Origin of the sequence: Alistipes sp. D31t1_170403_E11, from assembly GCF_015553985.1 — a bacterium.
GTDB classification, from domain to species: Bacteria; Bacteroidota; Bacteroidia; order Bacteroidales; family Rikenellaceae; genus Alistipes; species Alistipes montrealensis.
In genome coordinates this window covers 765,075-786,611 of record NZ_JADNHQ010000001.1, presented here as the reverse complement: position 1 = coordinate 786,611, position 21,537 = coordinate 765,075, and the positions used below count along the sequence as shown (strand labels likewise).

The following is a 21,537-nucleotide window of genomic DNA, read 5'->3' as shown; positions in this document are numbered from 1 at the left end:
TGACGAAAAAGCCTGCGACCCATTGCGGTCGCAGGCTTTTTCGTGGAAAGAGGCTTCCTATTGCTGTTTGTTGTACGCTTCGACGCCGCTACGGAGGAAATCGATGAATCCCTGCACGTTGAGGTCGTAGCCGCGGGGCGGCACGAGCTCTCTCCCGTTGCGGCCCTGCAATACGTAGTAGGGCTGGGCGTTGACCCCGAAAGTCTTCAGGGCGAAGTAGGAGTTGATCTTGCCGAGGCTTTTCAGTACTTTCCCCGAGTCGGTGGTTACCCAGTCGCTTTCGGGCAGCACCTTCTTGTCGTCGGAGTAGAGCGCCACGATCACGTAGTCGTTCCGCAGGATGTCCAACACCTGCGGGTCGGACCATACGCGGGCCTCCATTTCGCGGCAGTTGACGCATCCGTGGCCCGTGAAGTCGATGAAGAGGGGTTTGCCGACCTTCGCGGCGTACGCCTCGGCTTCTTTCAGGTCGAAAAATCCTTCGAGGTTGTGCGGCAGGTGAAGGAAGTCGCTGTATTTGGGTTTCTTGCCGTCGACGGTCAGCAGCATGCGCGCATCGCCGCCCGGAGTTGTTGAGGCCGGACCCTCCTGTCCGAGTACGAAGTCCTGCGTGTGCAGGGGCGGCAGGTAGCCCGAAAGACCCTTGAGCGGGGCGCCCCACATGCCGGGGACGAGGTAGACGACGAACGAGAAGGTGATGATTGCCAGTGCCAGGCGGCCTACGCCGAGGTAGGGCATTTCGCTGTCATGGGCGAATTTGATTTTGCCGAGTAGGTAGAGACCCAGCAGGGAGAAGGTCACGATCCATACGGCGAGGTAAATTTCGCGGTCGAGCAGTCCCCAGTGGTAGGTCTGGTCGGCGACCGAAAGGAATTTCATGCCCAGCGCAACTTCGATGAAACCCAGCACGACCTTCACCGAGTTGAGCCATCCGCCGCTCTTGGGCAGCTTCTTGAGCATCGAGGGGAAAATGGCGAAGATCGTGAACGGCAGCGCGAAGGCGATGGAGAAGGCCAGCATCGTGATGATCGGGGTCCAGAACTCCCCGGCGGTCGATTTGATCAGCACCGAGCCGACGATGGGGCCGGTGCACGAGAACGACACCAGCACGAGCGTCAGGGCCATGAAGAAGATGCCTGCAAGGCCCTTCGAGTCGGCTTTCGAGTCGGTTTTATTGACCATCCACGAGGGCATCGTGATCTCGAACGCCCCGAAGAACGACGCCGCGAAGACCATGAACACCAAAAAGAAGAGGATGTTCGGGAGCCAGTGTGTCGCCAGCCAGTTGAAAATATCCGCCGTCACGGTGTCGCCGCCAACGACGCGCGTAATCAGGATGATCGCGGCGATCGGCAGCGTGTAGAGGGCTACGATGAAGAATCCGTACATGCCGGCGCGGATGCGGCCCAGTACGGGGCTTCCGGAGCCTTTCATGAAGAACGATACGGTCATCGGGACCATCGGGAATACGCAGGGGGTAAGCAGCGCGGCAAAGCCCCAGAGAATGGCCTCGATGATCAGTCCCCACAGCGAACCTCCGCCTGCGGCGTCTTTCTGTGCGGGAACGATTTCAGCGGCCGGGGACACTGTTTTTTCGGCAGGAGTGGTCGTGCTCCCAGCCTGAGCTATTGTGCCCTCCGGAGTTGCCGCAGGCTGACTTGCGACCGTTGCGCCGGCGGGTATCGTGATCGTCAGCTCCGTGTCGTCGGGCGGCAGGCAGCTCGTGTCGTCGCAGATCATCCAGTCGATTCTGACTCCGACGTTCGCGGCTTGTGCCGTGAGTTTTACCTTCTGGGCGAACCGGGCTTTTTTGGCGAAGGTCCCGATCTCCATTTCGAACGTCTTGTCGTAATGGCGCTCGGGCCGGGTCAGTTGTTCGACGCCTCCTTCGAGGACAGCGCCTTCGCCCGGGGTAAAGGAGAATTCCGTGGCGTTGGGACCGCCGTCGTAGGGGCCCATATCGTACATGTGGTAAGGGGCGGGAATAGCGGCTTCGAGCACGATCCGGTAGCTGTCGCCGCCGAGATGTTCCACCGAATTTTTCCAACTGACGCTCTGTGCCGAGGCGGTAGTGACGACCATCGCGGCAAGGGTCAGCATGAGGGTACGAATCAGTTTATACATTGTCGTATCGCTTTTATATTTCCAACAAATATACGGGTTTTTTACGGATAAATTGTTACATTCGCACGATGATTCGGATCTCGCTCGTCATTCCCACCCATAACCGTGCCGCACAACTCGTTGCCGCGCTCGAATCTGTCGTGCGGCAGGATTTGCCGCGTGCGGAGTGGGAGTGCGTCGTGGTGAGCAACAACTCCGCGGACGATACCGAAGCGCGTTTCGCGGCCTTCGCCGCTGCGCACCCGGCATGCAGCCTGCGGCTTGTCGCGGAGAAGGGGCCCGGCGTGTCGTATGCCCGCAACCGCGGACTAAGGGAGGCGCAGGCGCCGCTGGTGGCTTTTATCGACGACGATGAACGGATCAACGCGGGTTTTCTCCGGGCTTACCTCGAATTCTTCGAGGCGCATCCCGGGGCCGTCGTGGCCGGGGGGCGGATCATTGCCGAATACCCGACGGGGCGTCCTGTGTGGATGTCGAAATACGTCGAGATGCCGATTGCCAATCCGATGGATTTCGGTCCCGAGGTGCGTCCGTTCCCTGCGGGACGGGTTCCGGGAGGCGGAAATATGGCTTTCCGGCGTGCGGGACTGGCCGGTTACGACGGTTTCGACCCTGCGCTGGGGCGCGTGAACGGCGAGTTGATCGGCGGCGAGGAGAACGATTTTTTCGAAAGGCTCCTGCTTGGCGGCGAGACGATCTGGTATGTGCCGGGAGCGGTGATGTGGCACATCATCCCGCCCGCGAAGCTCAACGAAGCCTATTTCCGGCGGCTGAGCTACAATGTCGGTGTGAGCCAACGGCTTCGGGCCGAGATTCACGGCCGGTTGCCGAAGACTTTCGTGCTGGAAATCGCCAAATGGGCGGCTACGCTCGTGCTCTGCTGTACGATGGCGCCCCGTAAATCGGTGTGGCTGCTGCGTATGCGCTGGGGGATCAGCCGGGGGCTGTTTACCCGGATTGGAAAATAAAAAACCGCAGTCAAAAACTGCGGTTTTTGTATTCGAGCGGAAAAATCCGTTAAAACAGATATTTCTCGTTTTTGACTTTGTTTACCAACTGGTGGATGTCGGCCCAGGCCTCCTCGCCGAAGGTCGTGCCTACGACTTCGATCACCTTGCCGGCGGTGATGGCCCCGATCGTACCGCATTGGCGCAGCGAAAGCCCGTCGCAGAGCCCTGCCAGGAACCCGGCGGCATAGAAATCCCCGGCGCCCGTGGTGTCGACGCGTTTGGCGGCAGCCATGATGCCCACATGCACGACCTCTTCGCCCTGCTTGATCAGCGCGCCCTTCGTGCCGATCTTGACGATGGCGAGGTCGCACAGCTTCGAGATGGCCTGCAGGGCGTTCAGCGGTTCGGCTTCGCAGGTGAAGGTCTTGGCCTCGTCCTCGTTGGCGAAGACGATGTCGACGTATTCGCGCACCAGTTCGCGCAGGAATTCGAGGTTCTCGGCCACGATGTTGAAACTTGCCAGGTCGATAGCGACCTTCAGACCGCATTTTTTGGCCGTGCAGGCGGCCTTGAGGATCAGGTCGTGGTTCTGTACCAGGTAACCCTCGACGTAAAGACAGTCGTAACCCTCGAAGATCGACGGTTCGATCTCTTCGGCCGAAAGCTCCAGGGCTGCACCGAGGTAGGTGACCATCGTGCGTTCGCCGTCTGCGGAGATCAGCGATACGCATTTGCCCGAACGCTCTTTGCCCCGGAAGATAATCGGCTCGATGCCGAGGTTGTCCAGCGCCTGTACGAAGAAATCACCCGTGGTGTCGGGACCGACCTTGCCGATGAAACCGACGCTGCTGCCCAACTGCGCCATGGCGCGGATGGTGTTGCCGGCCGATCCTCCGAGCGACAGGGAGTAGGGGAGTCCGGCTACCGATTTCGAAATTTCGGTCTGGAGCCGGGTGTCCACGAGGCTCATCGAGCCTTTGGCTAATTTGAACCTTCCCAGTACGGAGTCGGTTTTCAGGTTGACCAGCATGTCGGTCAGGGCATTGCCGATGCCAATTACGCGTTTCATTCGCTTATGTTCGGGTTTTAGATGTCTATATCGAGAGGATTTTCACCAACTCCAGGGCGCCGCGGTCGATGCCCTTGTCGTGTTTCACGGCCTTGGCGAACGGAACATAGACGATCTTGCCGTTCATCGTGCCGATCATCACGTTGCGCTGTCCGTCGAGTATAGCTTCGATCGCCGCTTCGCCCATGCGCGAAGCAAGGATGCGGTCCACAGCCGTCGGCGAACCGCCGCGCTGAATGTGGCCCAGGATCGTCACGCGTGCGTCATACTGCGGGAACTCCTTTTTCACACGCTCGGCCAGTGCCGTGGCGCCGCCCGTCTTGGGATTCTCCGCGACGATCACGATCGCCGAGTTTTTGCTCTTGCGGAAGCCGTGGTTGATCAGTTCGGCCAGTTGGTCGACTTCAGTGTCCATCTCCGGGATGATCGCTGCCTCGGACCCTGTGGCGATGGCGCTGTTTAGCGCCAGGTAGCCGGCCGTGTGACCCATCACCTCGACGAAGAAAAGGCGTTCGTGGCTCGACGCCGTATCGCGCAGTTTGTCGACGGCCTCCACGATGGTGTTCAGCGCCGTGTCGTAGCCGATCGTCGAGTCCGTGCCGCCGAGGTCGTTGTCGATCGTTCCGGGAAGTCCCACGATCGGGACATTGTATTCTTCGGCGAAAAGTCCCGCGCCGGTCAGCGAGCCGTCGCCGCCGATCACCACCAGGGCGTCGATACCTGCGGCGACCATGTTGTCGTAAGCCGCCTTGCGGCCTTCGACGGTCTTGAACTCCTCGCTGCGGGCAGTCTTCAGGATCGTGCCGCCCAACTGGATGATGTTGCTTACGCTCTGCGATTTGAATTCAACGATCTCGTTGAATACCAAACCTTTGAAACCGCGCATGATGCCTTTTACGGTAAATCCGTTGTAGATTGCGCTGCGCGTTACCGCGCGGATTGCGGCATTCATGCCCGGTGCGTCGCCGCCCGATGTCAGAATACCTATGCTTTTGATTCCGGCCATACTCTCATTTGTTAAAAACAAAACCGTTCAAAGGTAGTAATAATTTTAAAAATTTCAAAAATACGGGCGGCCCAAAAAGGATGCCGCCCGTACTTCGGTGAAAAAACTTTTTATTTCAACTTACGCTCATGGGTTATTCGTCGTTCTCGGTTTGCTCGCCGGTTTGGGCTTTCACCGTAACCGATGCCTCGTTCGCATCGTTCCGGGCCTGGACCGACACCTGTTTGCCGTCGGAGTTGACCCGCAGTTCGCCCTGCTTCTTGTCGATGGTGATGTCGATCGACTTCGAAGGTACGGAGATATGCAGCATCTTGCGCCCTTCCTCGATCACGCTTTCGTCGTCGTAATCCTCCAGCAGGCGTTCGAGGGTCGTGGTGTCGCCGTCGATGATGATTTCGCTTTTGAATATCTGTTCGATGGCATTGCGTTTTTTGCGGAATTTATCGCCCACGTTTTCACGGATAGCGACGCACGAGACGGCGATGATCGAGGCCAGCCACAGCAGGAAGATCGCCAGCACGGTTTTACCGCCGGGTTTGCGCGAGGCGATCAGGCACATCAACACGTAAATCAGCAGAATGACGGGAATGAGTCCGGCCAGTATGCCCAGGCTCGCGGTCCAGATCGACATCGTGTTGCCGAAGACGGCGGGGGTGAAGAATCCTTCTCCGCCGACGATCAGGGCAAACATGCCGATGATCAGGGCGCAGGCCGCCATGATGAGCCCGAAGACGATGAACCCGGCGATGATTTTCAGCAGGATCAGCACCACTTTGCCGAAGAGCGAGACGACCTCGGCGACGATCGGTTTGGCTTTAGAGTCGGGTTCGGCACAGGCCGTAGCCGTAGCGGTGGTTACCTCGCCGATGGACTGTGCGGTGATCTTCTCGCCGTTCATTTCGAGTTTCTGCCGCGCCGATCGGGCCGCCGGAACGGCGAACCACATGATGAAGTAGCAGATCAGGAAGATGCCGAACAGGTTGCCGAACATCGGACTGAACCAGTGCAGGAAGGGAATCCATCCGAAGCAGGTGAACAGCAGGGGCAGGAACAGCCCGAGCCGCACCCATACGGGGTCGATGTCGAAATATTTGCCGATGCCGGCGCAGACGCCGCCCAGCTTGGCGTTTTCCGTGTCGCGGTACAGGCGGCGCGGGATGCGCGGCGTGTCGCATTGCAGGTCGCGGTCGGTGCTCTGCTCGGATATGTCCTCGGCGGAGCCCATCTGCTGAATGATATTCAGGATCAGGGGCTGCTCCACGATGCGGGTGTTGTCCTGCGCCGAAAGAATCAGTTCGGCGATGCGTGCCTCGATGTCGGCAACGATTTCCGCGCCGTCGGCCGTATCTTTATAGGTCTTTTTCAGACTGTCGAGATAGGCTTCGAGGGCTTCGTAGGCGTCGGTATCCATCGTGAACGCCACGCCCGAGATGCTGCATTTTTTAACCTCTTTCATGGTTGTCGGGTGTTTCGGGTGTTAGTTTTTACGGACGCTGCCGCCGCTCGATTTGCTCAGCGAGGTCTGGCAGTCGCCCGTGTAGCGGATCGACGAACCGCTCGATGCGCTGGCCGTGAGTTTGCCGCTGCAGTCGATCGTGACGCTTGCGGCGCTCGACGTGTCTATCGAGGCGTTGACGGCGGTGAATTTCGAAGCGTCGAGTTTCGATGCCGAGCTAAGGTCGGCCTTGAAATTCTCGGCCGAGCCGGTGAGTGCGATCTTCGAGGCGCTCGAAGCGTCGACCGTGCAGGTGACGGCCTTTACCTCCGCGCTGACTTTCGAAGCGCTCGAGGAACCGATGGAGCACGACGTAGCCTCCACCGAGGCCTTGATTTTGGCGGCGCTCGAAGCGTCGATCGTGAACTTGTCGGCCCGGAGCGTCGCATCGCTCGTGATCTTCGAAGCGCTCGATGCTTTGAGTGAGCCGATGTTCCCGCCGTTGGCCGGTACGGTTACCGTGACGCTGCCGTTCTGGATGTTGTTCACCTTTTTGTCGAGGGTCACTTCGAGGGTCTTGCCCCTGGTTTCGGCGACCACCAGGTCGATCAGGTTGTCGTCGGCCTCGATGCGGATGTCCGACGCCTCGGCCGAGATGACGACCTTCACGGCGCGCGATGCGTCGACGGCGTTGAAATCGGGTGCAGGAAGGGTTTTCGTGACAATATTGCCGCTGCCTTTGATGCTTTTACCCAGCATCGGCATTGCCACGCAGGCGACGTAGGCGGTTATGGAGAACATAGCTCCGATCAGGACGGCTATCAGAAGAATCTTTTTCATGGTTGTCTTTTTTATGGGTTAATTGTTTTCGCTTTTTCCGTGGCGGATGAGTTGGATTTGTCCGACGAGTTCATCCCAGGCTTCGTCGAGCGTCGTGAGGTACTCGCGGCCCTTGTCGGTGAGTGCGTAGTATTTGCGGGGCGGACCCTGCGGGGATTCCTCCCAGCGGTAGGTCAGCAGTCCGGCGTTTTTCTGCCGGGTGAGGATCGGGTAGAGCGTACCCTCGACTACGATCATCTCCGCCTGCTTGAGTTCGGCGATGATCTTCGGAGCATAGGAGTCCTCGCGGGAGAGAATGGCGAGGATGCAGTACTCCAGGATTCCTTTGCGCATCTGCGCTTTTACGTTGTCTTCAGCCATGGTGCTATGCGTTTAACCTTTTGGGGGCCTTGGGAACGATCAGCCAGAGGATGATGTATACCCAGAGCGAGAGACCTCCGAAGAAGATGAGGATGAGGGTTGCGATGCGTACGAGCGACGTGTCGAGTCCGAAGAATTCGGCCAGGCCGGCGCAGACGCCTGCGATAATGCTGTCTTGGGAGCGGAATAACCGTCTGTTTTCGTTCGTTGCCATAATTTATCGGTTTTTGTTGTTGATATTGAATTTTCGGGCCGGTTCCTCGGGGATGACGATCCAGAGAATGATGTAGGCCCAGATCGAAAGACCTCCGAAAAGAATCAGCAGCAGCATCAGGAGTCGGATCAGCGTCGGGTCGGCGTCGAAATAGTCGCCGAGTCCCCCGCAGATGCCGGCGATCGACCGGTCGGTGCGTGAACGGTAGAGTTTGCGCGGCGCCGGCTGGGCGGATGTGTCGCCGGCATCGGCCTTGTCGGTCTGTTGCGACGGCTCTGCACCGCGCGGTTCACCGAAATCGGCCGGGGAACCCATCTGGGCCATCGTCGCGCGGACCGTGTCGAGTGTAACGACCCGCATGGGCGATGCGACCTTCTCGCTGAAAATCTCCGCCACGCGGACTTCGATGTCGCCCATCGTCTCGGCGTCGCCCTCCGGCAGGCGCCGGCGTATGTCGTCGAAATAACTGCCCAGTACCCGGTAGGCGTCCTCGTCGAGGATGAATGCCATGGAGCCGATGTTCACGTTTACAGTCTGTTTCATAGTCGTAAAAGTATTGTCGCGGTTAATGTTTTGCGGGGTTTACTATTATTACAATGCAAATATAAAACTTATTTTAATACTATGCAATACAAAGTACCTAATTTTTTGAAAATATTTTTGTACCTATATTTATACCGACGGATATTTCGGTCCCGGAACAGGCCATGCAACCCAAAAAATCACGATATTTGGCGTCGCAATGTTGCGTTTTGCTCCTTAGCTTCGTCTTACAGATACAATGAAGGAAATTGAATTCACCTCGCTTGTCCTGCCGTTGCGCGACCGTATGTTCCGTTACGCGCATAGTCTGCTGCTCTCATCGGCGGAGGCGGAGGACGCGGTGCACGACCTGCTGGAGCGGTTGTGGGCCGAGCGGACCCGGTTGGACGAATGCCGCAGCGTCGATTCCTTCGTGATGACCGCCGTGCGTAACCGCTGCTACGACCTGCTGCGCAGGCGGCAGGCCGATAGTCGGCGTGACGATGCGGTGGCGGGGTGGGTCGAGCGTTCCACGGCGGCGGAGGCCGAACGGTGGGAGATGCGTGAACTGGTGCGGCGGGCGATGACCTGTTTGCCCGAACGGCAGCGCGAGGTGCTCCACCTGAAGGACATCGAGGGGTATCCGACCCGTGAGATTGCCGGAATGGTAGGCCGTGACGAAGCGCAGGTGCGCGTGATCCTCTCCCGCGCCCGTAACTCTTTGAGGGAGGTATTGAAAAAAATGATGGACGATGAACGAACGACAAGAACGGATTGAACAACTGGCGGAGCGCTGGTTTGCAGCCGAGACGACCGATGCCGAGGAACGTGAACTGCGCGACTGGTTGCGCCGGACGGAGGATTTGCCCGCTTCCCTGAGCGACGTGCGGGCGATGATCGTGGGCCTGGACACGCTGGCCGAAGAGCGCTTTCCCGCCGGGCGGAAAGTGCCCCTGCGCCGGCGGATGCCGTCGCTTTGGGGATTCGTGGCGGCAGCCGTTACGGTCCTCGGGCTTTTCGTTTGTGCGGAGTTGATGCGTAAGCCCTATTGCTACATCGACGGTGTAGCGGTCTACGACAAGGAAGCGGCCATGCAGGCGACCGTTTACCTCGAATCGTTTTCGGCGCTCGACGAGTCGGCCCGGATGGTCGACGAACTGATCAGGAACAATTAAAAACCAATATTGCCATGAATAAACGATTTGTTTTTACGGGTATTTTTATTTTGCTGGCGCTGTGTGCGTCGGCACAGGCGACGGATGTTCCGGCTGCGGACTCCCTCCGGCGGATCGGGGATGTCGATACCGGCCCGGTCACCATGCGCCGTGCCGCCGACGGAGAGGGGATGGTGCTCGAAGTGGCTGGTTTCGGCATCACGCTCGGGCAGGCCTCGGGGGGTGAAAAGCAGAAGGTGAAGGCGCTTCCGCGGGTCTGCGGTTCGTTTTTAAGCGGTGTCGAGATGGGTTTTAACTTCCTGACCGGCGCAGATTATGCGGGTTATCCGGCCGAAGCGGGGGATTTCCTCGATGTCAGGGGCGGCAATTCGTTCCACTTCGGCATTACGCCCGTCGGTTTGAGTGTGGCGCTGGATCGGAAGCGGCGGTTCGAGTTTTCGACCGGACTGCGCTACACGGTCGATAATTACCGGTTGTCCGACAACTCGATTACACTGGGCCGTGACGGAGGCATGGTTGTTCCGCTGCCGCTGGACGACAAGGCCGACAAGTCGAAATTCCGCATCACGTCGCTGGGATTTCCGTTGCAGTTCTCGTTCGATCCGGTCCGGCATCTGCGCGTCGCTGTCGTGGGGTATTGCGACTTCACGCTCGGGGCTAATGCCATCTATAAGAAGCCGAAGGAGAAGAACTCCCTTTCCGGCGTCAATCCCTTCCAGTTCGGGCTCGGGGGCTCGGTCTCCTACCGCGGGTTCGGCGTGTATGTCCGTTACGGTGTAACCTCGCTCTTCAAGAGCAGTGCGGGGCCCGTCTGCCATCCGGTGTCGTTCGGCGTTTGTGTTTTCATGTAAAACTGCGCGGCTATGAAACGATTGTTATTGATCCTGCTGATTACGTTGCCCCTGTTGGCGCGTGCGCAGAATGCCTCCTGGAAATTCTTCGACCGCTATGCCAAAGCCGAGGGATTTACCAGCGTGCAGCTCGAACGGAAAATGATGCGGATGATGGGCCGGGAAGCGGCCGAAAAAGGGGATGAGGGACTGGCCAAGTTGCTGGGCGGCATCGAATATATCCGCATCGTGGCTCTCGATGCGGGAGACGGCGGGCAGTTCGTCGCCGATGCGGAGAAGTTGGCAGCAACGCCGGAATATAAGTTCCAACTGGTGATGTCCGGGACCGAGGAAGGGCAGACTACGAAATTCTACATCCGCGAAGCGGAGTTTTACAATAATTCGGAGCTGTTGATGCTGACCTACGGTGCGAAAGAAACCGTCGCGGTAAATATCTACGGCCGGTTCGACCTCAAGCAGGTCGCGCGGCTCTCGACGATCAGGCCGAAGAAATAAGCGGACGGATTCGGTAAAAAGCCTGCAACATTGTGTTGCAGGCTTTTTTGTATGGGTTATTATATCAGCCGACACAAAAACGGCGGGAGCTGAACTCCCGCCGTTTTCTTCGGATCGTTTCCGGCTGTCGTTAGTCCTCGAACTTCGCCGAGAGGAACTCGCGGTTGAGCCGGGCGATATGCGCGATCGAGATCTGCTTGGGGCACTCGGCCTGGCAGGCTCCCGTGTTGGTGCAGTTGCCGAAGCCCAGTTCGTCCATCTTGGCGACCATCGCCTTGGCGCGGCGTGCTCCCTCCACGCGGCCCTGGGGCAGCTTGGCGAGCGACGACACGCGGGCAGCTACGAAGAGCATGGCCGAACCGTTCTTGCAGGTTGCGGCGCAGGCTCCGCAGCCTACGCAGGCAGCGGCGTCCATCGACTCCTCGGCGTCGGCCTGCGGAATCGGAATGGCGTTGGCGTCGGGAACCGAGTTCGTGCGTACCGAGATAAAACCTCCGGCCTGCAAAATCTGGTCGTAAGCCGAACGGTTCACCACGAGGTCCTTGATGACGGGGAATGCCGCCGAGCGCCACGGCTCGATGGTGATCGTAGCGCCGTCCTTGAACTTGCGCATGTAAATCTGGCAGGTCGTGGCGCCCTGGCTGGGGCCGTGCGCCTGTCCGTCGATGTGCAGCGAGCACATGCCGCAGATCCCTTCGCGGCAGTCGTGGTCGAATGCCACGGGTTCCTTGCCCTCGTGGATGAGGTTGTTGTTCAGGATGTCCAGCATCTCGAGGAACGAAGTGTCGGCCGAGATGTCCGTTACCTTGTAGCTCTCGAAAGCGCCTTTGGATTTAGCGTCCTTTTGACGCCATATCTTTAATGTAAAATTCATAGTTTCGATTCGATATTAAAGTTCAACGTCAAATGGCCTTAGTCTTTGTAGTTGCGCTGTGCAGGGTGTACGAACTCGAAGTTCAGCGGCTCTTTGGTCAGTTCCGGAGCCTCGTCCGCGCCCTTGTACTCCCATACGGCAGCATATACGAAGTTTTCGTCGTCACGCTTGGCCTCGCCCTCTTCGGTCTGGTGCTCCGTGCGGAAGTGACCGCCGCACGACTCCTCGCGGTTGAGTGCGTCGCGTGCCATCAGTTCGCCCAGTTCGAGGAAGTCGACCAGACGCAGCGCCTTTTCGAGTTCGACGTTGAAATCGTTCTCCTGGCCTACGACCTTCACGTCCTTCCAGAACTCCTTGCGCAGCGCCTGAATCTCGACGATGGCCTTTTCGAGCGACTCCTTCGTACGGGCCATGCCGACGTTCTCCCACATGATGTGGCCCAGCTTCTTGTGGATGTCGTCCACCGACTGCTTGCCGTTGATCGAAAGCAGTTTTGCGATCTTCTCCTTGACGCCCTTTTCGGCTTCGTCGAAGGCTTTGGTATCGGTCTTCACCTTCGGGGCCTGGATCTTCTTGGCCAGGTAGTCGCCGATGGTGTAGGGAAGTACGAAGTAGCCGTCTGCAAGACCCTGCATCAGGGCCGAAGCTCCCAGGCGGTTTGCACCGTGGTCCGAGAAGTTTGCCTCGCCGATGGCGTAGAGGCCCGGGATGGTGGTCATGAGGTTGTAGTCGACCCAGATACCGCCCATCGTGTAGTGCACGGCGGGGAAAATCTGCATCGGCTGCTCGTAGGGGCTCACGTCGGTGATCTCCTCGTACATGTCGAAGAGGTTGCCGTAACGCTGTTTGATGATGTCCTTGCCCAGACGCTCGATGGCGGTCTTGAAGTCGAGGAATACGGCCAGGCCGGTCTCGTTCACGCCGAAGCCTGCGTCGCAGCGCTCCTTGGCGGCGCGCGAAGCCACGTCGCGCGGCACGAGGTTACCGAAGGCCGGGTAACGGCGCTCCAGGTAGTAGTCGCGGTCCTCCTCGGCGATGTCCGAAGGCTTTTTGGCGCCCGAGCGGATAGCCTTTACGTCCTCGATCTTCTTGGGAACCCAGATGCGGCCGTCGTTACGCAGCGACTCCGACATCAGCGTCAGCTTCGACTGCTGGTCGCCGTGAACGGGGATACAGGTGGGGTGGATCTGCGTGAAGCAGGGGTTGGCAAAACCTGCACCCTTGCGGTAGCACTGGAATGCGGCCGAGCCGTTCGACGCCATGGCGTTGGTCGACAGGAAGAAGACGTTGCCGTAACCGCCCGTGGCGATAACGACGGCGTGAGCGCCGTGGCGCTCGATCTCGCCCGTTACGAGGTTGCGGGCGATGATACCCTTGGCCTCGCCGTCCTCGATCACGATGTCGAGCATCTCGTGGCGCGGGTAGCTCTTCACCGAACCGGCTGCGATCTCCTTGTTGAGGGCTGCATAGGCGCCCAGCAGAAGCTGCTGTCCCGTCTGGCCGCGGGCATAGAACGTACGCGATACCTGCGCGCCGCCGAACGAACGGTTGGCCAGCAGGCCGCCGTATTCGCGGGCGAAAGGAACGCCCTGGCCCACGCACTGATCGATGATCAGGTTGGCAACCTCGGCCAGACGGTAGACGTTGGCTTCGCGGGCGCGGTAGTCGCCGCCCTTGATCGTGTCGTAGAACAGGCGGTATACCGAGTCGTTGTCGTTCTGGTAGTTCTTGGCGGCGTTGATACCGCCCTGGGCTGCGATCGAGTGGGCGCGGCGGGGCGAATCCTGAATGCAGAATACTTTGACGTTGTAACCCAGTTCGCCGAGCGAAGCGGCTGCGGAAGCGCCTCCGAGACCCGTACCGATAATAATGATGTCGAGTTTGCGCTTGTTGGCGGGGCTTACGACTTTGATAGCTGTCTTATGGTTGCTCCACTTTTCGGCCAGAGCACCGGCAGGAATTTTAGCATCTAATTTTAAAGCCATATCGTTTGTGTGTTTATTATTCTACAATGGGGTGATTAGCATACGCCTGCGATGCAGGGGAAAAGGAAGTAAACGAGCACCACGGCTGCAAACCCGAGGAATACGATCGTGGCCACGATGTTGGCGATGCACTTCAGACGGGGATACCACGTGTCGTTGGCCCAGCCCACGGTCTGGAACATCGACCATACGCCGTGCGTGAGGTGGAACCACAGGGCGGCGAACCATACGAGGTAGATCACCACGTAGTACCACTGCGAGAAGGTGTAGGCGATCAGCGAAGCGCCGTCTGCGGGATCGAGGCCCAGCGAGTTCTCGTGTCCGCCCAGAATCTCCACGAGCTGCATCTTCGACCAGAAGTTGAAAAGGTGGATCAAAAGGCCGCCCAGGATGATGAAGCCCAGTACGAGCATGTTTTTCGAAGCCCAGGCCACGCCCGGCTCCTGAACCGTCACGGCGTAACGCTGCGAGCCGCGCGCCTTGTAGTTGTTCAGCGTGAGGATGACGGCGTAGAGGAAGTGGACGAAGACGCCCAGCGCCAGTACGGCCGTTCCGGCCAGCGCATACCAGTTTGCGCCCAGCAGCTCGCAAATCATGTTGTACGCCTCGGGCGAGATGATCGCCGTAATGTTCATCGACATGTGGAAGAGGATGAAGAGCACGAGGAACACGCCCGTCACGCTCATTACTAACTTCTTGCCAAGCGAGGAATTAGATAGAAAACAGCTCATAATGATTTTAATTTGTTATATTTGTTAATGATTTGTGTTCTGCTTTTATTTCGCACGCAAAGATAGCACAAACCGAGGGCAGAGGCCAGTTATTGACTATGCCGAGGTGCAGCCTATCTAAGCCGAAATTTATTTTCGGCAAAGATAGCCATTGTTTGCGGAATAACAATAAAAACGGGCGGGAATTTTATGCCTGAAAGGAGGGTTTTATGACCAAAAAAGAACTACGCGCCGCAATGCGCAAACAGACGCTCGGAATGACTCCTGCGGAGCGGGCCGAGGCCTCGCGGCGGATTTTCGGCCGGGCCGGGCGGCTGGAGGCTTTCGGCGCGGCCCGGACGGTGGGGCTTTTTTGCTCGCTGTCCGATGAGCCGGACACGGCGGAGGCGCTGGTGCAGTGGGGTGCGGTGAAACGCATCGTTGTCCCGCGCGTCGAAGGCGACGTGATGCGGTTTTATGAGTACGATCCGCAGACATTGCGCCCGGGCGCTTTCGGTATCGCCGAGCCGGGGCCGGCAGCGCAGTTGTGCGGCCCCTCGGAGATCGACCTCATGATCGTTCCCGGTACGGCGTTCACGGCCTCGGGCGTTCGCTGCGGCCGTGGGCGGGGTTACTACGACAAATACCTCTCGCAGCCGGGAGTGAAGGCCGTGAAGGTCGGCGTGTGTTTTGCCTGCCAGTTGATCGGGGAACTGCCTGCAGAGCCGCACGACGTGGCAATGGATTATGTAATAACGGATTGATTATGGATGCAAAAGAGTTTGCCGCCGCCTATGCGGAGGCGTTCGGCCCGGCAGCGGGACTGCCGCTGCTGTTCTGGTATTCGCCGGAGTCGGTGCGTACTGTTCCCAAAATCGAAGGGTGCTTTTTCAAGGCGCTGGGAGAGGCCTGCGAAGGACTTCCGGTGAGTCTCAATGCCGGGAATATCGGTTGCGGAGGTGGAAAGTTCTATACCGGCTTTACCCCGATGCCGCCGTTCGTGCCGACTTTCGTGTCGCAGAAGGAACACTATAAGCAGACGCCCGAAATGGTGTTGGATTTTATCGGACGGCTCGGCGTGCCGGAGGCTTCGGGGGCATGGCTCAATTTTGCGCGTATCGACACGCCGCAGGCTGTGGAAGCGTTCGGTATGGCAGACGGCATGCTTTTTCTGGCTACGCCGGACGTGCTGTCCGGACTGGTGTCGTGGGCCGTTTACGACAACAATGCCGACGACGCCGTGCGTGCGCCGTTCGGATCGGGGTGCAGCGCCGTCGTGACGCAGGCCGTGCAGGAGAACCGCCGGGGCGGGCGCAGCGTCTTCCTGGGGTTGTTCGACCCTTCGGTGCGTCCGTGGGTCGGGGAGTCGGTGCTGAGTTTTGTCGCGCCGATGTCGCGTTTGCGGGAGATGTGCGGCACGATGCGTGCAAGCTGTCTTTTCGGGACCCACGCATGGAATAAGGTTCGGGACCGTATTAATAAGAAGAATATATGAAAAAGAGAAAAGCGGCGCTGGTGCTTGCAGGCGGCGGCGCGCGGGGCGTGGCCCATATCGGGGCCATTGAAGAGTTGGAGAGCCAGGGATTTGAAATAACGTCCGTTGCCGGGACCTCGATGGGGGCGTTGGTCGGGGGCGTATATGCTTCGGGACATCTCGAACCGTTCAAGGAATGGATGCGTGCACTCGATAAGTACAAGGTTTTCAGCCTGGTCGATTTTGCGCTGAGCACCGAAGGGCTGGTCAAGGGCGACCGGGTGATGGAGGCCATGAAGGAGTTGGTTCCGGACATGGAAATCGAGCAGATGCCCGTGCCGTTTACGGCTGTGGCGGCCGACCTGCTGACGGGAAGCGAGGTCGTGCTCGACAAGGGCGGTCTGTACGACGCCATTCGTGCGTCGATCTCGATCCCCTCGGTTTTCAGGCCCGTGCATCGCGAAGGACAGGTGTTGGTCGACGGCGGCACGGTCAACCCGCTGCCGCTGAACCGCGTGAAGCGTGCGGAGGGCGACCTGCTGATCGCTGTGGATGTCAGTGCCCGGTTCGGGGCCAACCCTGCTCAGCGGGCCAATGCCTCGCTGAATTATTATAAAGTGCTGATCGCCTCGTCGCAGATCATGCAGCAGCGTATTACGCAACTGATGAGCCGGCTTTACAAGCCCGACATCATGGTCGAAATGCCGGCTGACAGCTTCGGCATGTTCGAATTTTACCATTCGGACGAGATTATCGAAGCCGGACGCGAAGCGACGCGTGCAGCGCTGGAGCGTTGGACCGGGGATAAAAATGGTATGGTTCTTGCTGAAAGTGAAGAAAAGATTGCGACGGCCCGTTTTTGAAGAATTCAAAAATAGTGACGCAACTTCACACAGATTTTAGGGCCGCCGCAATGTATTCGAGAACCGGGAGTGTCGAAAGACATTTCCGGCTTCCTTACGCAACAAAGATAAAGAAAGTTTCTGAATTTACAACGTCTTTGCCTGAAAGTGATATGGGTGCGCCCAAAAAATCGAAGCGGTAGGGCCTTTTTACCCGGTCAATCCGCTTTTTTTCGCACCGAGGTGTCTGTGCCGGCCTTTTTTAGTCCGGTCGTGCAAAACAAATCCCGGCTGTCAAGCCGGGATTTGTTTTGGTTGCGGGGCGGGTTTTTACCGCTTGTCGTTTTCGCGGACATACGCCGCGATGCGGTGGCTGCGCTTGCCGATGGGTACGCCCAGACCGAGCGTCACGTTCATCGTGCTTTGCTTGATGGGAATCCATTGGGGCGTGTGCTTGGCCGTTACGATGTCGGTTGCGAGGAAGAAGTTGATCCAGCTCGGGCAGAGGTTCAGCGCCAAGCCGATGGCTCCGCCACGGTTGTCGATCACCGAGTAGCTTCCCGAAACCGTGAACCAGCGTATGGGGTGGAAGTTGACCGATCCGGTGATGTTGTGCAGGGTCTTGTACTCCCAGACGCGGGCCGTGTACAGGAGGCCGATGCCGATTTTATGGCGCCATACCTCGTATTCGAGTCCGGCGTTGATCGATGCGCGGAGCATCTTCGAAACGCTCTTCGAGCCGTTGGGGGTGAATTCCAGGATGTTGAGGTCGAAATCGGGCTGTTCGCTCTGTCCGTTCTCGTCGACGATCACGCCCGAGAACTCCATTGACTTGGACGAAAGGCCGATGCTGTTGTACTTCTTGCTCCAACTGATGAATCCGAGGTCGGTGACTGCCAGCGACGCCTGCAGGTTGTCGAGGATGTCGTACGTGGCGCCCAGGTCGACGGCGAAACCGTAGCCGGCGGGTTTGGTGGGTTTGAAGTTGTCGAAGTCCCCCAGTTTGTAGGTCCCGTCTTCAGCGTAGTTGATGTCTTCGGGTGCGGCTCCGGCGCCGGTAACGTTCAGTTGACCGATGGCGTCGATCTTCCAGGCGTCGTCGGCAAGCGATACCCGGAAATGGTCGTAGTTGAGTTTGGCACGGGCGATACCCATCAGGAACTTGGCGCGTACACCGACGTAGAGCCGGTCGTTCATCAGCGGGAACGAGTAGTTGAAGCCCGCTTCGAGGTAGTTGTGGGTCGTGACGCCGATGTCGCGAATGTCGCCGTCCTGGCCGCGCTTGAGGAACTCGAAGAGCGAGTAGGGGAGGTTGACATCGGCATTTACGCGGGCGTTGAGGTCGAACGACCAGAAATTCTTGTGGTTCCGGGTGAAAGCGCCGAAGCCGATGATGTTGATCCGCGAGTCGGAGCCCAGCAGGTTCTTGTTCTTGAGGTTGGCCAACGCATCGGCCGACGATACGGAACTGTCGAGCAGCGTCACCAGCTTGCCGTTGCGCGGATAGAGGATGTTGTCGAGGGCCAGGTTGCCGCTGGCGTTGATGTCCAGTCCGCCCAGGCCGGGGATGTTTACGTAGCCGCGCAGCGGAGCGAAGGCGGGGTTGAACTGGCTGCGGAGGGTCGAACCCTCCATAAAGTAGGCCGTGGGATTTTGGGCTGCGGCGCCGGCCGCCAGGAATGCAGCCGCTATAAGGGTGATTATCTTTCTCATGGTGGAATGCGGGTTAGATGTCGAGTTTCAGTCCTCCCGTTTTGAGGAGGCTCAGGTCGATGGCGATCTGGTGCTGGATATTTCCCTGGAATCCTTTGCCGGGGAAATAGGTTTTAAGCGTCACGGGAATCCGGATCGTGATGCCCTCGACGATCTTCCGCAGGTCTTCGGCGAAAAGCCGCGTGTCGGGGATCGGGTTTGCCTGCGTGTTGGCGACTACGTCGACGTTGAATGAAATTTCCGTCGGGTCGAAGAGCGGGGCGATATGCAGGGAAACCGGAAGTTCGTTGGCGATCGAGCCTTTCAGGTAGAGCGTATTCTTGGGGTTGGTCACAGTCGCCGGGTCGAGGTTGTCGGCGAGCATGTCCACGATGTCGCTGCCGATGTCGATGTGGCCGACCTCATAGTCGAGCGGTTCGATGCGGAGCGTGGTCAGGTAGCTGCTGGCCTCGGCTTCCACTGCGTCGCTGAGCGTTTTGCGCAGTGTTGCATCGTTCTTGAAGACCGTGATGAAGACCGGTTTGAACTGGTCGACGGTCGTGCCTGCGGGCAGCAGGGGCAGGAATGTTCCGATGTATTTGTCTTCGCACAGCAGGTCGGCGACGGCATTTAGTTTATTGTCGTCGGCGAGCATCTGCGCCGTCAGCGCTTCGAGCAGCTTGTCGACTTCGCTCTGGCTGGTCTGCAACAGTTGCAGGTCGACCGATTGTTTGTTTTCGGGAAGCGGCGACGGAAGCCAGATGTCGGCTTCCCGGAAAATGGCCTCGATGTTGACGCCGCCGTCGGCGAGTTCGTTCATCGAAACGAGCACTTTGGCCAGCGGAATCGTGAACTTGGATTCATCGCCGCCGATGGTGACGTTGTCGGTGTCGATGTCTTCTAAATCGTAATCCTTGTCGATACACGCTGTGGAGAGTGTCCCGGCGAGGAGCAGGAGGAAAAGTTTTCTCATGGGCTTGGGTCTGATAGTGAGCCACAAATATACTGCTTTCGACGAATATAACAAAAAATGAGAACCTTTTTACAATCCTTCTGTTTTGCAATATATTTGTTAAATTTGCAGGTCGTATGGCTGAAACGGAAAAACCGAATCTGAAGGAACAGGTGGCCTTATTGCCGCTGTCGCCAGGCGTCTACCAATTCGTGGACCGCTCGGGGACGATTATCTATGTGGGTAAGGCCAAGAGCCTGCGCAAACGCGTGTCGTCGTATTTCGTGCAGTCGAAGGAGCACAGCGCGAAGGTGCGCGCGCTGGTGAAGCAGATCGCCGAAATCCGTCATATCGTCGTGGGAAGCGAGACCGATGCGCTGCTGCTGGAGAACTCGCTGATCAAAAGCCTTCAGCCGCGTTACAACATCCTGCTCAAAGACGATAAAACCTATCCGTGGATCGTCGTGCGGAAGGAGCATTTTCCCCGCGTGCAGTCCACGCGCATCCTGACGCGCGACGGCTCGCAGTATTTCGGCCCCTACGGCTCGGTGATGATGCAGCACAGCGTGCTCGACTTCATCCGCGAGGTGGTTCCCCTGCGGACCTGCAAACTCAATCTCGCGCCGGACCTGATCGCCAAGGGTAAGTATACGGTCTGCCTCCAGTATCACTTGGGCAACTGCAAGGGACCGTGTGTCGGGCTGCAGTCCGGGGAGGAGTATGCGCAACTCGTCGATATGGTCGTTTCGGTGCTGAAAGGCGACCTGCGCCCCGTGCGCCAGTACCTCGAAGCAGAGATGGAACGCGCCGCCGCCGGGCTGAAATTCGAACTGGCGCAGCGGTATAAACAACGTATCGACGCGCTGGATAACTATGCGGGCAAGTCGGTGATCGTCAGTGCGAAGATCGTCGATGTCGATGTTTTTTCGCTGCTGCCTGACGACGATGTGGCCTATTGCAATTTCGTGCGCATCCGCCACGGTTCGATCGTGGGCGTCTCGACGGTGAAACTCTCGACCGGTATCGGGGGCGACGAGCGGGACATGCTGACGCTGGCCATCCAGCATATCGTCGAACATATCGCCGGGGGCGAATTGGCCCGGGAGGTGATCGTTCCGTTCCTGCCTTCGACAACGCTGTTGTTCGACGGCGTTACCTTTACGGTCCCGAAGCGCGGCGAAAAACTCGAACTGCTGGAATTTTCGCAGAAGAGCGCCCGCATCTACCGCGCCGAACAGTTGAAAAACCTCGAAATCAAGAATCCCGAACGGTATACCGAGCGGCTGATGGATGCCGTCCAAAAAGCGTTGTGCCTCGATAAACAACCGCGGCATATCGAATGTTTCGATAACTCCAATCTGCAGGGCGCCCATCCGGTGGCCTCATGCGTGGTGTTCCGTGATGGAAAGCCGTCGCGTAAGGAGTATCGCCATTTTAACATCAAGACCGTGGTGGGCGCCGACGACTACGCTTCGATGCGTGAGGTCGTCTACCGCCGTTACAGCCGTCTGCAGGAAGAGGGAGCTGAATTGCCCGATCTCATTATCGCCGACGGCGGAAAAGGGCAGATGGGCGTGATTCACGAAGTGTTGGAGTATCTCGGGCTGGATATACCTATTGCCGGACTGGCCAAGAACGACCGTCACCGCACCTCCGAATTGCTCTATGGTTTTCCGCCCCTCCTGGTCGGCGTCCGTCCCACTTCGCCTCTTTTCCATTTTTTGTCGCATATTCAGGAAGAGGTACACCGTTTTGCGATCAGCTTCCACCGCCAGAAACGCAGCAAGGCGTTTATCCACAGCGAACTGGAGCAGATCGAGGGTGTTGGCGGCAAGACGATCCAGACCCTGCTGCAACATTTCCGTACGGTGGAGAAAGTCCGTGCCGCCAATATCGAGGAGTTGTCAGCGCTCGTCGGTGCGGCCAAAGCGAAAAAAATCAGGGCTTTCTTCGAAAAATAGCCGTAT

At 58.3% G+C, this 21,537-nt stretch carries 22 protein-coding genes; 9 read left to right on the top strand and 13 right to left on the bottom strand.

Features of this window, described 5'->3' with window-relative positions:
• Positions 1 to 57: 57 nt before the first annotated feature.
• Complete coding sequence (locus I2E69_RS03030; RefSeq protein ID WP_195458666.1) at positions 58 to 2,124, bottom strand: protein-disulfide reductase DsbD family protein; 2,067 nt, start codon at positions 2,122 to 2,124, stop codon at positions 58 to 60.
• A 68-nt stretch (positions 2,125 to 2,192) separates the two neighbouring features.
• Here I2E69_RS03030 and I2E69_RS03025 point away from each other — a divergent pair, with 68 nt between their 5' ends.
• Positions 2,193 to 3,092, top strand: a complete 900-nt coding sequence (locus tag I2E69_RS03025) for a glycosyltransferase family 2 protein (protein WP_195458665.1) — start codon at positions 2,193 to 2,195, stop codon at positions 3,090 to 3,092.
• A 49-nt stretch (positions 3,093 to 3,141) separates the two neighbouring features.
• Here I2E69_RS03025 and I2E69_RS03020 read toward each other — a convergent pair whose 3' ends face one another.
• The 7 genes from I2E69_RS03020 to I2E69_RS02990 form a co-directional block, all read right to left on the bottom strand.
• Entirely contained in the window at positions 3,142 to 4,143 is a 1,002-nt protein-coding gene (locus tag I2E69_RS03020; protein WP_195458664.1) for an adenosine kinase, read from the bottom strand.
• A 25-nt stretch (positions 4,144 to 4,168) separates the two neighbouring features.
• Entirely contained in the window at positions 4,169 to 5,149 is a 981-nt protein-coding gene (gene pfkA, locus I2E69_RS03015) for a 6-phosphofructokinase (protein WP_195458663.1), read from the bottom strand.
• 133 nt (positions 5,150 to 5,282) lie between these two features.
• Positions 5,283 to 6,605, bottom strand: coding sequence for a PspC domain-containing protein (locus tag I2E69_RS03010; protein WP_195458662.1), 1,323 nt, complete (start codon positions 6,603 to 6,605; stop codon positions 5,283 to 5,285).
• A 21-nt stretch (positions 6,606 to 6,626) separates the two neighbouring features.
• A complete protein-coding gene (locus I2E69_RS03005; RefSeq protein WP_195458661.1) occupies positions 6,627 to 7,424 on the bottom strand; it encodes a head GIN domain-containing protein in 798 nt (265 codons plus the stop codon).
• Between the two features lie 18 nt (positions 7,425 to 7,442).
• Positions 7,443 to 7,784 carry a PadR family transcriptional regulator gene (locus I2E69_RS03000; protein WP_195458660.1) on the bottom strand — a complete coding sequence of 114 codons (342 nt, stop codon included), beginning with the start codon at positions 7,782 to 7,784 and terminating at the stop codon, positions 7,443 to 7,445.
• Positions 7,785 to 7,788: 4 nt separating this feature from the next.
• Positions 7,789 to 7,998 carry a PspC domain-containing protein gene (locus I2E69_RS02995; RefSeq protein WP_195458659.1) on the bottom strand — a complete coding sequence of 70 codons (210 nt, stop codon included), beginning with the start codon at positions 7,996 to 7,998 and terminating at the stop codon, positions 7,789 to 7,791.
• 3 nt (positions 7,999 to 8,001) lie between these two features.
• Positions 8,002 to 8,541, bottom strand: coding sequence for a PspC domain-containing protein (locus I2E69_RS02990; protein WP_195458658.1), 540 nt, complete (start codon positions 8,539 to 8,541; stop codon positions 8,002 to 8,004).
• Between the two features lie 238 nt (positions 8,542 to 8,779).
• Here I2E69_RS02990 and I2E69_RS02985 point away from each other — a divergent pair, with 238 nt between their 5' ends.
• Genes I2E69_RS02985 through I2E69_RS02970 form a run of 4 tightly spaced genes read left to right on the top strand, consistent with a single transcriptional unit; the run spans position 8,780 to position 11,041 of the window.
• Positions 8,780 to 9,298: an RNA polymerase sigma factor gene (locus I2E69_RS02985; RefSeq protein WP_195458657.1), complete on the top strand. Its 519-nt coding sequence runs from the start codon at positions 8,780 to 8,782 to the stop codon at positions 9,296 to 9,298.
• Positions 9,273 to 9,695, top strand: coding sequence for a hypothetical protein (locus I2E69_RS02980; protein WP_195458656.1), 423 nt, complete (start codon positions 9,273 to 9,275; stop codon positions 9,693 to 9,695). The genes I2E69_RS02985 and I2E69_RS02980 overlap by 26 nt, the downstream gene beginning before the upstream one ends.
• 14 nt (positions 9,696 to 9,709) lie before the next feature.
• Complete coding sequence (locus I2E69_RS02975; RefSeq protein WP_195458655.1) at positions 9,710 to 10,546, top strand: outer membrane beta-barrel protein; 837 nt, start codon at positions 9,710 to 9,712, stop codon at positions 10,544 to 10,546.
• Between the two features lie 12 nt (positions 10,547 to 10,558).
• Positions 10,559 to 11,041, top strand: coding sequence for a DUF4252 domain-containing protein (locus I2E69_RS02970; protein ID WP_195458654.1), 483 nt, complete (start codon positions 10,559 to 10,561; stop codon positions 11,039 to 11,041).
• A gap of 130 nt (positions 11,042 to 11,171) precedes the next feature.
• Here the strand turns inward: I2E69_RS02970 and I2E69_RS02965 are convergent, their stop codons facing one another.
• From I2E69_RS02965 to I2E69_RS02955, 3 genes are read right to left on the bottom strand one after another with little or no spacing between them, the layout of a single operon-like run.
• Complete coding sequence (locus tag I2E69_RS02965; RefSeq protein WP_195458653.1) at positions 11,172 to 11,915, bottom strand: succinate dehydrogenase/fumarate reductase iron-sulfur subunit; 744 nt, start codon at positions 11,913 to 11,915, stop codon at positions 11,172 to 11,174.
• A gap of 38 nt (positions 11,916 to 11,953) precedes the next feature.
• Positions 11,954 to 13,900, bottom strand: coding sequence for a fumarate reductase/succinate dehydrogenase flavoprotein subunit (locus I2E69_RS02960; protein ID WP_195458652.1), 1,947 nt, complete (start codon positions 13,898 to 13,900; stop codon positions 11,954 to 11,956).
• A 35-nt stretch (positions 13,901 to 13,935) separates the two neighbouring features.
• Positions 13,936 to 14,631, bottom strand: coding sequence for a succinate dehydrogenase cytochrome b subunit (locus tag I2E69_RS02955; protein WP_195458651.1), 696 nt, complete (start codon positions 14,629 to 14,631; stop codon positions 13,936 to 13,938).
• A 209-nt stretch (positions 14,632 to 14,840) separates the two neighbouring features.
• Between I2E69_RS02955 and I2E69_RS02950 the strand changes: the two genes are divergently transcribed.
• The 3 genes from I2E69_RS02950 to I2E69_RS02940 are packed head-to-tail and all read left to right on the top strand — an operon-like array spanning position 14,841 to position 16,947.
• Positions 14,841 to 15,374, top strand: coding sequence for a 5-formyltetrahydrofolate cyclo-ligase (locus I2E69_RS02950; protein ID WP_195458650.1), 534 nt, complete (start codon positions 14,841 to 14,843; stop codon positions 15,372 to 15,374).
• Positions 15,375 to 15,376: 2 nt separating this feature from the next.
• On the top strand, positions 15,377 to 16,105 hold the full coding sequence (locus I2E69_RS02945) for a DUF169 domain-containing protein (RefSeq protein WP_195458649.1): 729 nt from the start codon (positions 15,377 to 15,379) through the stop codon (positions 16,103 to 16,105).
• Positions 16,102 to 16,947, top strand: coding sequence for a patatin-like phospholipase family protein (locus I2E69_RS02940; RefSeq protein WP_195458648.1), 846 nt, complete (start codon positions 16,102 to 16,104; stop codon positions 16,945 to 16,947). The genes I2E69_RS02945 and I2E69_RS02940 overlap by 4 nt, the downstream gene beginning before the upstream one ends.
• 309 nt (positions 16,948 to 17,256) lie before the next feature.
• On the opposite strand, the gene I2E69_RS02935 is transcribed toward I2E69_RS02940, so the two are convergent.
• Positions 17,257 to 18,639 carry a DUF5723 family protein gene (locus I2E69_RS02935; RefSeq protein ID WP_195458647.1) on the bottom strand — a complete coding sequence of 461 codons (1,383 nt, stop codon included), beginning with the start codon at positions 18,637 to 18,639 and terminating at the stop codon, positions 17,257 to 17,259.
• A gap of 13 nt (positions 18,640 to 18,652) precedes the next feature.
• Complete coding sequence (locus I2E69_RS02930; protein WP_195458646.1) at positions 18,653 to 19,591, bottom strand: hypothetical protein; 939 nt, start codon at positions 19,589 to 19,591, stop codon at positions 18,653 to 18,655.
• Positions 19,592 to 19,707: 116 nt separating this feature from the next.
• Here I2E69_RS02930 and uvrC point away from each other — a divergent pair, with 116 nt between their 5' ends.
• Positions 19,708 to 21,531: an excinuclease ABC subunit UvrC gene (gene uvrC / locus I2E69_RS02925; RefSeq protein WP_195458645.1), complete on the top strand. Its 1,824-nt coding sequence runs from the start codon at positions 19,708 to 19,710 to the stop codon at positions 21,529 to 21,531.
• Positions 21,532 to 21,537 lie beyond the last annotated feature (6 nt).

Coding starts and splice junctions, on each gene's coding strand:
- I2E69_RS03030 (WP_195458666.1), bottom strand. CDS start 2,124: ATGTATAAACTGATTCGTACCCTCATGCTGACCCTTGCCGCGATGGTC.
- I2E69_RS03025 (WP_195458665.1), top strand. CDS start 2,193: ATGATTCGGATCTCGCTCGTCATTCCCACCCATAACCGTGCCGCACAA.
- I2E69_RS03020 (WP_195458664.1), bottom strand. CDS start 4,143: ATGAAACGCGTAATTGGCATCGGCAATGCCCTGACCGACATGCTGGTC.
- pfkA (WP_195458663.1), bottom strand. CDS start 5,149: ATGGCCGGAATCAAAAGCATAGGTATTCTGACATCGGGCGGCGACGCA.
- I2E69_RS03010 (WP_195458662.1), bottom strand. CDS start 6,605: ATGAAAGAGGTTAAAAAATGCAGCATCTCGGGCGTGGCGTTCACGATG.
- I2E69_RS03005 (WP_195458661.1), bottom strand. CDS start 7,424: ATGAAAAAGATTCTTCTGATAGCCGTCCTGATCGGAGCTATGTTCTCC.
- I2E69_RS03000 (WP_195458660.1), bottom strand. CDS start 7,784: ATGGCTGAAGACAACGTAAAAGCGCAGATGCGCAAAGGAATCCTGGAG.
- I2E69_RS02995 (WP_195458659.1), bottom strand. CDS start 7,998: ATGGCAACGAACGAAAACAGACGGTTATTCCGCTCCCAAGACAGCATT.
- I2E69_RS02990 (WP_195458658.1), bottom strand. CDS start 8,541: ATGAAACAGACTGTAAACGTGAACATCGGCTCCATGGCATTCATCCTC.
- I2E69_RS02985 (WP_195458657.1), top strand. CDS start 8,780: ATGAAGGAAATTGAATTCACCTCGCTTGTCCTGCCGTTGCGCGACCGT.
- I2E69_RS02980 (WP_195458656.1), top strand. CDS start 9,273: ATGAACGAACGACAAGAACGGATTGAACAACTGGCGGAGCGCTGGTTT.
- I2E69_RS02975 (WP_195458655.1), top strand. CDS start 9,710: ATGAATAAACGATTTGTTTTTACGGGTATTTTTATTTTGCTGGCGCTG.
- I2E69_RS02970 (WP_195458654.1), top strand. CDS start 10,559: ATGAAACGATTGTTATTGATCCTGCTGATTACGTTGCCCCTGTTGGCG.
- I2E69_RS02965 (WP_195458653.1), bottom strand. CDS start 11,915: ATGAATTTTACATTAAAGATATGGCGTCAAAAGGACGCTAAATCCAAA.
- I2E69_RS02960 (WP_195458652.1), bottom strand. CDS start 13,900: ATGGCTTTAAAATTAGATGCTAAAATTCCTGCCGGTGCTCTGGCCGAA.
- I2E69_RS02955 (WP_195458651.1), bottom strand. CDS start 14,631: ATGAGCTGTTTTCTATCTAATTCCTCGCTTGGCAAGAAGTTAGTAATG.
- I2E69_RS02950 (WP_195458650.1), top strand. CDS start 14,841: ATGACCAAAAAAGAACTACGCGCCGCAATGCGCAAACAGACGCTCGGA.
- I2E69_RS02945 (WP_195458649.1), top strand. CDS start 15,377: ATGGATGCAAAAGAGTTTGCCGCCGCCTATGCGGAGGCGTTCGGCCCG.
- I2E69_RS02940 (WP_195458648.1), top strand. CDS start 16,102: ATGAAAAAGAGAAAAGCGGCGCTGGTGCTTGCAGGCGGCGGCGCGCGG.
- I2E69_RS02935 (WP_195458647.1), bottom strand. CDS start 18,639: ATGAGAAAGATAATCACCCTTATAGCGGCTGCATTCCTGGCGGCCGGC.
- I2E69_RS02930 (WP_195458646.1), bottom strand. CDS start 19,591: ATGAGAAAACTTTTCCTCCTGCTCCTCGCCGGGACACTCTCCACAGCG.
- uvrC (WP_195458645.1), top strand. CDS start 19,708: ATGGCTGAAACGGAAAAACCGAATCTGAAGGAACAGGTGGCCTTATTG.